Source organism: Streptomyces sp. NPDC093261 (assembly GCF_044753645.1).
GTDB lineage: Bacteria > Actinomycetota > Actinomycetes > Streptomycetales > Streptomycetaceae > Streptomyces.
In genome coordinates this window covers 1-11,796 of sequence record NZ_JBIVNO010000012.1, presented here as the reverse complement: position 1 = coordinate 11,796, position 11,796 = coordinate 1, and the positions used below count along the sequence as shown (strand labels likewise).

Sequence of the window (11,796 nt, the reverse complement as noted above, 5' to 3'; positions counted from 1 at the left end):
GTGGTGACTGACTGCCGTGCCGCGGGCGGTCAGCCGGTGATTCGCAGGGAGTCCAGGATCCGGTCGGTGCGGTCGCTGCCGCCGTCCTGGCGTACCTGTACGTACACGTCGGTTCCGGCGCCGTCGGCGGGGGCGAGGGCCGCCTCCGCGACGGAGCCCTTGCCGCCGCCGCAGTCGTTCCAGGTGCGTATGCGCCCCTGCCAGGTCGTGCCCCGGTAGTCACGGCTGCCCTCGTAGTGACAGCCGGAGTGGGCGAGCGCGCGCACCTTGGCAGCGAGGTCCCCGTGCTCGCTCAGGCCGATGAACGCGCCGTTGACGTGGCTGCCGAGGTCCTGCCAGTCCGAGAGGTCGTCGGCCACGGAGAGGGCGGGCTCATGCCCGCTCGGCAGGCCCAGCGACTTCGGGTCCCAGCCGGCGTCGCGCAGCTCGCGGCCCCAGGACGCGGGCACCGCGGCCTGGATCCGTCCGGAGGTGTCCTTGACCGTCACGTCCGCCGCCGCGGTCCGGTCGAGCAGCAGCGTGGTGGTGAACGCGGCGCCCCCGCCGACGGCCGCCGCGGCCAGCGCGAGGAGCAGAATGCCCCGACGACGGCGGCGGGGCCCTCCGGCGACCGGGGCCGGGGGCGGGCCGAGGGGAGCTGCGATGTCGTCGGCGAGCCGGTCGAGGGCGTCGGCGAAGGCGTCCGCGGCCGGCCAGCGCCGCTCCCGGTCGGGTTCCATGGCCCGCAGCAGCACCCGCCGGGCCTCGGACGGCAGATCGGGGCGGAGCCGGTCCGGGGGCTGCACCCTGCCGGGCGGTGCGGGGACCGTGCCGGTGACGAGGTGGTAACCGAGGGCGCCGAGGCTGTAGACGTCGGCGCGGGCGTCGATACCCGTGCCGGGTTCGGTCTGCTCGGGCGGTGCGTACCCGGCGGAGCCCGCCGCCATGGTCAGCCCGGAGGCCTGCGCCAGGCTCTTGGCCAGGCCGAGGTCCGCGAGCAGCAGCCGGGTGGAGCCGTCGGGCGCGGTGCGCAGCAGGACGTTGGACGGCTTGATGTCCCGGTGCACGATACCGGCGTCGTGCAGGGCGGCCGCGGCGCGGGCGGCGGAGGCGGTCAGCCGCAGGGCCTCGGCGACCGGGAGCGGCCCGTCGGTGAGGTGGTCGGCGAGGGTGCCGCCGTCGGCGTACTCCATGACGAAGTAGGGCCTGCCGTCGGGGAGTTCCCCGATGTCGTAGACCTGGACGACCCGGCTGGAACCGGCGCGGCGCAGCAGGCGTGCTTCGGAGAGGAAGCGCTCCCGGACATCCAACCGGTGGGCCCAGTTCTCGGCGAGCACCTTGACGGCGACGAGCGCCTCGAGGTCGTCGTCGTGGGCGAGCCAGACGGTGCCGAAGGCGCCGCCGCCCAGGCGGCGTTCCAGGCGGTAGCGGTCGATCCGCTCCAGGGAGTGCATGGGACTATCATGCCTGGTCGAACATCGACTTCGAGGGGAGCTCCCAGTGGGGGATGCCGCGGACTCCGAGGAACTCGCTCGGCGCGCGGCGGCGGGTGACGGAGTGGCCCTGAACACGCTGCTCCAGCTCATCGGGCCGGAGGTGCTGCGGCGCTGCGGGCGGTTCCTGCCGTGCCGGGAGGACGCCGAGGAAGCGGCGCAGGACGTGCTGCTGCAGGTGGCGCGGAAGATCACCACGTTCCAGGGCCGCAGTCGCTTCAGCACGTGGCTGTACACGGTGGTCGCCAACTGCGCACGGCAGAAATACCGGGAGCTGAAGCGCCGGGCCGTCGAGCAGCCCGCCGCCATCGACGCGGCCGAGCATGTGGATCCGCGCACCACCAGCGTGATCGCCGGTTCCCGCATCGATCTGCTGGAGGCCCTGGAGCGGCTGGAGCGCGAGCATCCGCATCTGGTGGCACCGCTGGTCTACCGGGACCTCTGCCAGCTCGAGTACGCGGAGGTCGCCGAGCGGGTCGGGGTCCCGCTGGGCACGCTGAAATCCCGTCTGCACGAGGCGCGCAAGCAGGTCAGGCCCTGGCTGGCCGGCGGCATGTGACACCACCCCGGGGGCCGGGCGCCCGGGGGCGGCACGGACATCCCGCGCCGCCCCCTTGTCCGTTGCCGCGCCCTGTCAGTGACCGCTGATGCGGTGCGGCAGGTACGGCTCCTGCAGCGCCTCGATCTCCTTGTCGGTGAGGTGGACGTCGAGCGCCGCCACCGCGTCGTCGATGTGGTGCGGCTTGGTGACGCCGACGATGGGCGCGGCGACGGTGTCCTGGTGCAGCAGCCAGGCCAGGGCCACCCGGGCGCGCGGGACGCCCCGCTCGGCGGCGACCCTGGCCACCGCGTCGACGATGGCCCGGTCACCCTCCTCGTAGAGCCGCTTGCCGAACTCGTCGGTGCGGCTGCGCTCGCTGGTCTCGTCCCAGTCGCGGGTCAGGCGGCCGCGGGCCAGCGGGCTCCAGGGCAGCACGCCGACGCCCTGATCGGCGCACAGCGGCAGCATCTCGCGCTCCTCCTCGCGGTAGAGGAGGTTGTAGTGGTTCTGCATGGACACGAACCGCGTCCAGCCGCCCAGCCGGGCCGTGTACTGGGCCTTGGAGAACTGCCAGGCGTACATCGAACTGGCGCCGATGTACCGGGCTTTGCCCGCCTTGACCACATCGTGCAGGGCCTCCATCGTCTCCTCGATGGGGGTTGTGGAGTCCCAGCGGTGGATCTGGTAGAGGTCGACATAATCGGTGCCGAGCCGGCGGAGGCTGTGATCGATCTCCGTCATGATGGCCTTGCGGGACAGTCCGCCCCCGTTGGGCCCGGGCCGCATCCGGCCGTGCACCTTGGTCGCCAGCACGATCTCGTCGCGGCGGGCGTAGTCGGCGAGCGCGCGGCCTACGATCTCCTCGCTGGTGCCGTCGGAGTAGACGTTCGCGGTGTCGAAGAAGTTGATGCCGGCGTCGAGCGCCCGGCGGATCAGGGGGCGGGATGCCTCCTCGTCGAGGCTCCATGTGTGGGTGCCACGGTCGGGGAGGCCGAAACTCATACAGCCCAGGCAGATCCGGGACACGTCAAGGCCGGTCGAACCGAGCTTCACGTACTCCATGCCACTCCTGCTTTCCCTCGGGGCGGGGCCGGGCGCCGTGCAGCGCCGGACACGATCGTTCGCGACCGGCCGGGGCGCCGCCGGTACCGACGACGTGCTCCCTGCCCACCCTAAGCGGCGTGACGCGCCGGGGCGGCGGCCCGGTCGGCGGTACACCGGCGGGTCCGCCGGGGCGCCCGCCTCCCGGGCCTCGACGGGGCGGTGGCCGGCGCCGGAACGGTAGTCGCCGTGGTTCCGCGCCATGTCCCGCCCCGACGCCATGTCCCGCCCCGGCGCCATGTCCGGCCCCCGCGCCGGGACGGCCCCCGCGCCGGGACGGCCTCCGCCCCGCGGATCCGGGTGCGTGGATCGTGTTTCGGAGGCCGGACTCCTTCCGCCGTGTCTCGCGGCGGTGTTCCGGTGCGCTCTCGCGTCGGTGCTCCGCGCGATAGCGCAGCGGCGTCCCGGCGCGTCCTGCCGTCAGTGGCCGCGAGCGATCCACTCGTCGAGGTGGGGCGCCTCGGCGCCGATGGTTGTCGACTCACCGTGTCCCGGGCGGACCACCGTCTCCGGCGGAAGGGTCAGCAGCCGGTCGCGGATCGAGTCGATGATCGTCGGGAAGTGGGAGAACGAGCGCCCGGTGGCCCCGGGACCGCCCTGGAAGAGGGTGTCGCCGGTGAAGACCGTGCCGAGGCCGGGGTCGTAGAGGCAGACCGCGCCGGGTGCGTGGCCCGGGGTGTGCAGCACGGTCAGATCGGCGCCGGCCGTCTCGATCACCTGGCCGTCGTCCAGCCAGCGGTCGGGCAGGCGGTCCGGGTGGGTCATCTTCCACAGCGGCAGATCGTCCGGGTGGAGCCAGATCGTGGCGCCGGTGCGCTCGGCGAGGGCGGGGGCGGCGTCGATGTGGTCGTTGTGGGCGTGGGTGCACACGATGGCGCGCAGCCGCCGGTCGCCTACGGCCTCGGCGATGGCGTCGGCGTCGTGGGCGGCGTCGATCACGATGGCCTCGTGGTCGTCGCCGACCATCCACACATTGTTCTCCACCTTCCACGTTCCGCCGTCGAGGGAGAAGGTGCCGGAGGTGACCAGGCGGTCGATGCGGGCGGTCATCACAGCACCACCACCGAGCGCAGCACATCGCCTCGGTGCATCCGCTCGAAGGCCTTCTCGACCTCGTCGAGGGCGATGGTCTCGGTCACGAACCTGTCGAGCGGAAGGCGCCCTTGCAGATGCAGATCGATCAGCATGGGGAAGTCGCGGGAGGGCAGGCAGTCGCCGTACCAGGACGACTTCAGCGCCCCGCCGCGCGCGAAGACGTCGAGGAGCGGCAGTTCCAGCTTCATCTCGGGGGTGGGGACCCCGACCAGGACGACGGTGCCGGCGAGGTCACGGGCGTAGAAGGCCTGCTTGTACGTCTCCGGGCGGCCGACCGCCTCGATGACGATGTCGGCGCCGAAGCCGCCGGTCAGTTCGCGGATCGCCTCGACGGGATCGGTCTCCCGGGAGTTGACGGTGTGGGTGGCGCCCAGTTCCTTCGCCGTGGTGAGCTTGCGGTCGTCGATGTCCACCGCGATGATCTTCGCCGCGCCCGCGAGATACGACCCGGCGATCGCCGCGTCGCCGACCCCGCCGCAGCCGATGACCGCCACTGAGTCGCCCCTGCCGACGTTCCCGGTGTTGATGGCGGCGCCGATGCCGGCCATCACCCCGCAGCCCAGCAGGCCCGCCACGGCCGGGGAGACGGACGGGTCGACCTTGGTGCACTGTCCGGCCGCGACCAGCGTCTTCTCCGCGAAGGCGCCGATGCCGAGGGCCGGGGAGAGTTCCTGGCCGGTGGCGGCGAGGGTCATCTTCTGCCGGGCGTTGTGCGTGTTGAAGCAGTACCAGGGACGGCCGCGCCGGCAGGCACGGCACGTGCCGCACACCGCGCGCCAGTTGAGGATCACGAAGTCACCGGGGACGACGTCCGTGACGCCCTCGCCGACCGACTCGACGACGCCGGCTGCCTCGTGGCCGAGCAGGAACGGGAAGTCGTCGTTGATGCCGCCCTGTTTGTAGTGCAGGTCGGTGTGGCAGACGCCGCACGCCTGGATGGACACCACCGCCTCACCAGGACCCGGATCCGGCACGACGATCGTCTCGACCCGGACCGGTTCGTCCTTGCCAGGGGCGATCACGCCGCGTACTTCCTGCGCCATGGTGCTGCTGCCTTCCGTCTGCGGTGCGGGCGGGGTGGCCCGCAGCGGGCCACTGCGGCCCACTGCCATGATCCTTGCGCGGCGGGTACCCCTTGTGCACGTATTCCGCGCCATGGACGTGGGATCGACTCGACGGGGGTTCGCGCGCACGGTACGCGGCTGACCGGCGCATGGCACCGAGGTCTAGGCTGAACGCCCGCATGGCGCACGGAACGCCGTGACACTTCGCGAGGAGCGGTGTGAGCATCACCGGCAAGGAAGCCACGCACGACACGGCGGAAGGCACGCGGGACGCGGAGGGGCCGGAAGGTACGGCACCGGAAGGTACGGCACCGGGCCCGGACCCCGTGCCGCCCACGTGGCGGCTGCTCCTCGGATATGTACGACCCCACCGGTGGGCGCTGTGCGCGGGTGCGCTGCTGGCCCTGGTCACCGGGGCCACGGGGCTGCTGCTGCCGCTCGTGGCCCGTGGGCTGATCGATGACCTGGCGCACGACCGGGCCATCACCGCGGCGCTGCTCGGCATGTCGGGGCTCGTGCTCGCCAATGCGGTGGTGGGCGGGCTGGGTTCGTATGTGCTGCGGCGCACCGCCGAGTCGGTGGTGCTCGGCGCGCGGCGCACCCTGTCGTCGCATCTGCTGCGTCTGCGGGTATCCGCCGTGGACCGCACCGAGCCCGGCGATCTGATGGCCCGCATCACCTCCGACACGACACTGCTGCGCGAGGTCACCACGGACTCGCTGGTCGGCCTCGGCACCGGTGGGCTGACGCTGGTCGCGACGCTGGTGATGATGGGCCTGGTGGACGTGGTGCTGCTCGGTGTCACGCTCGCCGTGGTCCTGGGCGCGGGCACCGTACTCGGGGTCATCGTGCCGCGCATCAACCGGGCGAGCCGGCAGGCGCAGGACGCGGTCGGCACGATGGGCGCGCTGCTGGAGCGGATCCTCGGCGCGCTGCGCACGGTCAAGGCGTCGGGTGCGGAGCGCCGCGAGGAGGCGGCCGTCCACGCGGCGGCGGAGGAGTCCTGGCGGCAGAGCGTGCGGGCCGCCAAATGGACGGCGGCCGCGGGGAACACGGCGGGCCTCGCGATGCAGATCGCCTTCATCACCGTGCTCGCGGTGGGCGGCGCGCGGGTGGCGACCGGAGCGATCGACGTGGGCACGCTGGTCGCGTTCCTGCTCTACGTCTTCTATCTGATGTCGCCGATCCAGCAGGTCGTCGGCGCGGTCACCCAGTACCAGACGGGTTCCGCCGCACTCGCCCGCATCCAGGAGGCGCTGCGGCTGCCCGCCGAAGCGCCCGCGCGCAGGGCGCCCTTGCCGTCGCCCGGCGCGCACCCGGCCGCCATCGCCTTCGAGGAGGTGCGCTTCCGGTATGCCGACGGTCTGCCCTACGTCCATCACGGTGTGACCTTCACGGTGCCGGCCCGGGGCATGACCGCCTTCGTCGGCCCCTCGGGCGCGGGCAAGACGACCGTGTTCTCGCTGATCGAGCGGTTCTACGACCCGGAGTCGGGCACCGTCAGGGTCGACGGCCGGGACGTGGCCGAGTGGGAGCTGTCCGAGCTGCGGTCCGCCATCGGCTATGTGGAGCAGGACGCGCCGGTGCTGTCCGGGTCGCTGCGGGACAACCTGCTGCTCGGCAATCCGAAGGCGGACGACGCCGAGGTGGCGCGCGTGGTGCGGACGACGCGGCTGGACGGTCTGGTGGGGCGGCTCCCCCAGGGGCTCGACACCCTCGTCGGGCATCGCGGGACCAAGCTGTCCGGCGGGGAGCGCCAGCGTGTCGCGATCGCCCGCGCGTTGCTGCGCCGCCCGCGTCTGCTGCTGCTGGACGAGGCGACCTCGCAGCTCGACGCCGTCAACGAGGCGGCGCTGCGGGACACGGTCGCGGATGTGGCGCGGTCGACGACCGTCCTCGTGGTCGCCCACCGGCTGTCCACGGTGACGGCGGCCGACCGGATCGTCGTCATGGACGCGGGCCGTGTGCGCGCGGTCGGCACCCATCGCGATCTGGTGGCCGGGGACCCCCTGTATGCCGAACTGGCCGCGACCCAGTTCCTTGCGACGGCCGGCTAGGGGACCGGGGCGGACAAGCCTGGGGCTCGCCGGAGTTCGGAGCCGGAGCAGGCTTCGGTGCGTGCGTCGGCGAAAACCGCCTGCTGCCTCGTCGTCGGCCGAGTGCGCGAGGAAGTCGTCGACCACGCGAGGCCTCGACTCCGAGCCGGTTGGCCGGCTCGCCCGGGCGAAGCGGTTCGAAGTCGGCGATCTGCCGTCAATGGGGCGCCCGCGCGCACCGCTCCCTCACGCCCCGTCTCACGCCGTCGAGGCCACCCGCGGACGGGGCCATCCGTGATCGGCCAACCGTCCGACCTCGTATCCGCGTTGCTCGCAGGTGTCGAGGACCAGCGGCAGCGCGCCCAGTGCGGACCGCCAGGCGCCCGGGGCGGAGGTGCAGTCGGAGTCGTGCAGCAGGATCGTCCCGCCGCCGTCGAGGTCGGCCGTGACCGTGCGATGGACGGATTCCGGTGTGGCGCGGGCGGTCCAGTCCTCGCCCCAGCAGGTCCACAGCACCGGGGTGAGATCGAGGCGGCGGGCGGCCAGATGCGCGGCGGCCGACATGACGCCGTAGGGAGGCCGGAAGAGCCGCGGCTGCCGGCCCGTGATCCCGGCGACGGTGTCACGGGCGCGGGCGAAGTCGTCGTAGGTGGCGCGCGGGCCGCGCAGCAGCAGCGGACGGTGCAGCCAGCCGTGGATGCCGATCTCATGGCCCGCCGCCGCGATCTCGCGGACCAGGCCGGGAGAGCGGTGCGCCTGATGGCCGAGAAGGAAGAAGGTGGCGTGCACACCGCGGTCGGCGAGCAGCCGCAGGAAAAGCGGGGTGGAGGCGGGGTCGGGACCGTCGTCGAAGGTGAGGGCGACATGGCCTGTCCGGCCGCGGCCGGACAGGCGGGGCATGACGCGATTGCGCAGGGGTCCGAAGGTGGAGACGACCGGCGCGACATGGGCGGCGGTGAGAACGGGCAGCGCGGCGCGGGCGGCCACGCGCATCAGGCGTGCGGCGGTCATGAGTCGAGTCCCTCCGGTCGGGGCCGTGCGGCGGTCACGAATGGTGTCCCTCCGGTCGGGGGCCGTGGCCCGGTGCGAGGTCGTCCAGGTCCAGGCCGTGCCCGATGGAGTGCATCAGGCCGGGGCCGTCGGGCGTCGTCACGACACCCGTGCCGACGGCGGAGGCCCACACGGCACACGCCGTGGCGGTGGTGACGGCGAGTCGGCTGCCGCGTCGTGTCCGCCGACCTGCGGGGACCGGGGTCCAGGATGGCAGCCCGGAGTGGTGGACCCGCGCTATCTCGGCGGCGGGGCCGCCGTCCGGGTCGGCGGCGAAAAGCGCAAGGCCCGCCGCGCGCCGGCGCGGCCCGAGCGGCCCGTCGATCAGGTCGGTGAGCACGGGCTTGAGTTCGGCCGGGTCGCGGACCCAGACGGCCACACCCGCCGCGTCCAGGGCGGCGGCGTTGGTCAGCCCATGCCCGGGTATGCAGCGGTAACTCGCGACGGGCAGGCCCGCGGCGAACGCCTCCAGGGAGGTCAGACCCCCGGCGTTCTGGACAAGGACGTCGGCGGCGTGCATCAGCCCGGGCATGTCGTCGACCCAGCCGTAGGCATGGATGCCGTCCGCGCGCAGTTGCCCGGCCAGGGCCTCGTTGCGGCCGCAGACGACGACCGGTACGGCGGCTCCGCAGTCGCGCAGTTCCAGGGCCACCTGCCGAACGGGGCCGACCCCCCAGGAGCCGGCGACCAGCAGCGCCAGGGGGGCGTGCGCCGGAAGCCCGAAGCGGGCCCGGGCCCGGCTGCGCTCCCCCGGGCCACCGGGCCGGAAACGTGGATCGGCCACAGGCCCGCACACGCGGACGTCCGCGGCCCCGGCGGCCCGGGCCTGGGCGGCGGGCACGGCATGGGCCGCGAGATGGACGTCCACACCCTCCGCCACCCACAGGGGATGGACCGAGAAGTCGGTCAGGTAGGTGAGCACGGGCACGGTCAGCCGGCCGTCGAGGCGCAGATTGCCCAGCACCCGGCTGGCGCCCGGGTAGGTGGAGACGACCGCGCCGGTGCCCGGAGGCAGGGCGCGCAGCACCCGATCCTCGGCGGCATGCAGCAGGGCACGCGCCATCGGACCGCCACCGCCGGCACGCTCGGTGCTGGAGTAGATTCGCTGGTAGGCCCAGGGGGCACGGACGAGCATCCGGTGATAGCCGTCCTTGACGGCCCGGCCGAGCCGGGCGGGCAGCAGGTCCAGCAGGTCGTACCGGTCGACGACGAATCCGTCCGCCGCCAGACGGCGGGCCAGTTCGGCGGCGGCACCGTCATGACCGGCTCCGAGGCTCGCGGAGACGAGGGTGACCCGACCCGGGGGCGTCGTGGCGGCTCGGGAGCGCGCAGCGGCGACCGCGGGCGCGGGCACCGGGGCCGTTCGTCCGGCAGAGCCGAACAGCGCGGGCTGGGGCATGGGCGTTTCCTCCGCACATAAGGGAGCGGCGGAACTCTACAACATGTAGTAGTTCACGGTTCGAGCCCGGAGCATACTTCCTACATGCAGTAGTAGTTCGCCGGGTAGTCTGGGGAGCCGAGCGGCGAAGGGAAGGTGAACGGTGCACGAGCGGAAGAAGGACGAGGCCGGCGGGGCATCCGGCAGGCGGGCCCGCGGCGAACTGGAGAGCAGTGTGCTGGCCACGCTCTGGGCGGCCGAGGGGCCGCTGACCGCACGACAGGTCCGGGAGCGGCTGCCGGGCGACCTGGCGTACACGACCGTCCTGACGATCCTGTCCCGGCTGTACGACAAGGGCATGCTGGTACGGCGCCGAAAGGGCCGCGGCTATACGTACGAGCCGGCCCGCGACGAGGCGTCCCACACCGCGGAGCGGATGCGCACCCTGCTGGAGCGCGGCTCCGACCGCGAGGCCGTGCTGACCCGGTTCGTCTCCGAACTGTCGGAGCAGGACGAGCAGTTGCTCCAGCGACTGCTGTCCGGGCACGAGGTACGCGAGGGTGGCGAGCACCTCGGCGAGAGGCGCTGAGCCGGTGCTGATCAGCGTCTACATTCCGTTCCTTGTCACCGCCCTGCTCACGGTGCTCGCCCCCCGGCCGGTCCGCAGGCTGGCCCCGCGCCCCGCCGCCTGGGCCCTGGCCTGTGCGGCGCTGGTGACGGCGGCCGGCTGGACGGGGTCGCTCGCCCTGCTGGCATTCACCGGGTTCGCCCAGATACCGGAGGTCGCCGAGGAGGGCGGCTGGTCGGTGTCCGCCCTGCGTGCCGCCGACCCGGTGTATCCCGTCGCCGCACTGGCCGCGACCCTCGCTCTGGCGGCGTCCTGCGTGGGACTCGCCGTCGCCGCCGTGCGCCAGGCCCGGCATGTGCTGTGGGCCCGGCGCGAGTGCGGCCGGCTGCCCGGCGACACCGAACTGGCCGTGCTCGACGACGATGTGCCACGGGCGTTCGCGCTGCCGGGCGCGCCGGGGCGGATCGTGGTCTCCCGGGGCATGCTCCGCTGCCTCGGCGACGGCGAGCGCGAGGCCCTGCTGGCGCACGAGCGGGCCCATCTGCGGGGCAGGCACTCCGTGTTCCGGACCGTCTGGCGGCTCGCGGCCGCCGTGAACCCACTGCTACGGCCCCTCGCCACGACGGGCGGCTTCGTCCTGGAGCGCTGGGCCGACGAGGAGGCCGCCGCGCGGATCGGCAGCCGTACGGTCGTGGCCCGCGCGGTCGGACGCGCCGCCCTCGCCTCCGCCGCCGACACGTCCCGCCCGGCGGCGCTGGCCGTGACCGGCGGAGCGGTGCCGCAGCGCGTACAGGCACTGCTCGCTCCCCCGCCGCCCCGGCGGACCCTGCCGTTCGTCGCGGGCGCCCTGCTGCTGACGCTGTGCTGTACCAGCCTGGCCAACGCCGCGTCCGACAGCGAGCAGATGGTGGAGAGCGCGCAGCGCGCCGAGTGCGTGACGCACACCAGGACACCCGTCATCCCGCCGGGCGGCTCCGCCCCGGAGCATCGCCGCGTCTGCTGCCCTCGCCATCGCCATGGCGGCCGCGTCGGCTCGGGTGGTGGAGCGCAGTCAGCAGCCCGGTCACGGCCTGCGCCTTGGGGCGGGTTCCGTCCCGCCCCCAGGTGAGCCGGACGGCGACGGGCTCGGCGTCCCGCACCGGCCGGTAGACGATCCCGGGCCGGGCGCACTGGTTGGCGGTGGACTCCGCCGTCATGCCGATACGGCCGCCGGTGGAGAGCGTGGCCGGCCAGTCGTCGACGTCGTGCGTGGCCTCGGTGGCCGGGCGGGCGTCCGGCGGCCACAGCTCCGCGGTCGTGGGGGCCATCGGGGCCGTCGTGGCCGCCAACGGGTCAGCACCGCGGCGCGACGGGGCTGACGGGTCGTCGGCGCGGACGCCGAGACCCGCCGCCCTTCAGAGGTCGTTTTCTCCCGATGTTTCATCCCGAAATTGGTGTTTGATTCCGTGATGTCGGGTCGCGCCAGGAGATGGTGGCTTCGCCGGTGAGGCG

10 protein-coding genes and 1 pseudogene are annotated in these 11,796 nt (G+C 73.5%); 4 read left to right on the top strand and 7 right to left on the bottom strand.

All coding sequences use genetic code 11. The annotated features are described in order from the left end of the window. Positions 1-29: 29 nt before the first annotated feature. On the bottom strand, positions 30-1,433 hold the full coding sequence (locus ACIP94_RS24015) for a serine/threonine-protein kinase (protein WP_402429134.1): 1,404 nt from the start codon (positions 1,431-1,433) through the stop codon (positions 30-32). Here ACIP94_RS24015 and ACIP94_RS24010 point away from each other — a divergent pair. Next, entirely contained in the window at positions 1,432-2,031 is a 600-nt protein-coding gene (locus ACIP94_RS24010; RefSeq protein WP_402429131.1) for an RNA polymerase sigma factor, read from the top strand. The genes ACIP94_RS24015 and ACIP94_RS24010 overlap by 2 nt on opposite strands. Before the next feature lie 75 nt (positions 2,032-2,106). On the opposite strand, the gene ACIP94_RS24005 is transcribed toward ACIP94_RS24010, so the two are convergent. The 3 genes from ACIP94_RS24005 to ACIP94_RS23995 form a co-directional block, all read right to left on the bottom strand. Beyond that, positions 2,107-3,075: an aldo/keto reductase gene (locus tag ACIP94_RS24005; RefSeq protein ID WP_402429128.1), complete on the bottom strand. Its 969-nt coding sequence runs from the start codon at positions 3,073-3,075 to the stop codon at positions 2,107-2,109. A gap of 459 nt (positions 3,076-3,534) precedes the next feature. Continuing rightward, positions 3,535-4,164: an MBL fold metallo-hydrolase gene (locus ACIP94_RS24000; RefSeq protein WP_402429125.1), complete on the bottom strand. Its 630-nt coding sequence runs from the start codon at positions 4,162-4,164 to the stop codon at positions 3,535-3,537. Continuing rightward, positions 4,164-5,252 (bottom strand): S-(hydroxymethyl)mycothiol dehydrogenase, encoded by a 1,089-nt coding sequence (locus tag ACIP94_RS23995; RefSeq protein WP_402429685.1) that lies wholly within the window; start codon positions 5,250-5,252, stop codon positions 4,164-4,166. The genes ACIP94_RS24000 and ACIP94_RS23995 overlap by 1 nt, the downstream gene beginning before the upstream one ends. A 347-nt stretch (positions 5,253-5,599) precedes the next feature. Here ACIP94_RS23995 and ACIP94_RS23990 point away from each other — a divergent pair, with 347 nt between their 5' ends. Next, complete coding sequence (locus ACIP94_RS23990) at positions 5,600-7,330, top strand: ABC transporter ATP-binding protein (protein ID WP_402429682.1); 1,731 nt, start codon at positions 5,600-5,602, stop codon at positions 7,328-7,330. 115 nt (positions 7,331-7,445) lie between these two features. Here the strand turns inward: ACIP94_RS23990 and ACIP94_RS23985 are convergent. From ACIP94_RS23985 to ACIP94_RS23975, 3 genes and pseudogenes are all read right to left on the bottom strand, one after another. Beyond that, positions 7,446-7,526 (bottom strand): annotated as a pseudogene (locus tag ACIP94_RS23985) (MarR family transcriptional regulator); the annotation flags it as partial. A 41-nt stretch (positions 7,527-7,567) separates the two neighbouring features. Continuing rightward, positions 7,568-8,320, bottom strand: a complete 753-nt coding sequence (locus ACIP94_RS23980) for a polysaccharide deacetylase family protein (protein ID WP_402429122.1) — start codon at positions 8,318-8,320, stop codon at positions 7,568-7,570. 34 nt (positions 8,321-8,354) lie between these two features. After that, positions 8,355-9,758 carry a glycosyltransferase gene (locus ACIP94_RS23975; RefSeq protein ID WP_402429119.1) on the bottom strand — a complete coding sequence of 468 codons (1,404 nt, stop codon included), beginning with the start codon at positions 9,756-9,758 and terminating at the stop codon, positions 8,355-8,357. 142 nt (positions 9,759-9,900) lie between these two features. Here ACIP94_RS23975 and ACIP94_RS23970 point away from each other — a divergent pair, with 142 nt between their 5' ends. Both ACIP94_RS23970 and ACIP94_RS23965 read left to right on the top strand, forming a co-directional pair. Next, positions 9,901-10,326, top strand: coding sequence for a BlaI/MecI/CopY family transcriptional regulator (locus ACIP94_RS23970; RefSeq protein ID WP_402429116.1), 426 nt, complete (start codon positions 9,901-9,903; stop codon positions 10,324-10,326). Between the two features lie 4 nt (positions 10,327-10,330). Next, on the top strand, positions 10,331-11,413 hold the full coding sequence (locus ACIP94_RS23965; protein ID WP_402429112.1) for a M56 family metallopeptidase: 1,083 nt from the start codon (positions 10,331-10,333) through the stop codon (positions 11,411-11,413). The last annotated feature ends 383 nt before the right edge of the window (positions 11,414-11,796 follow it).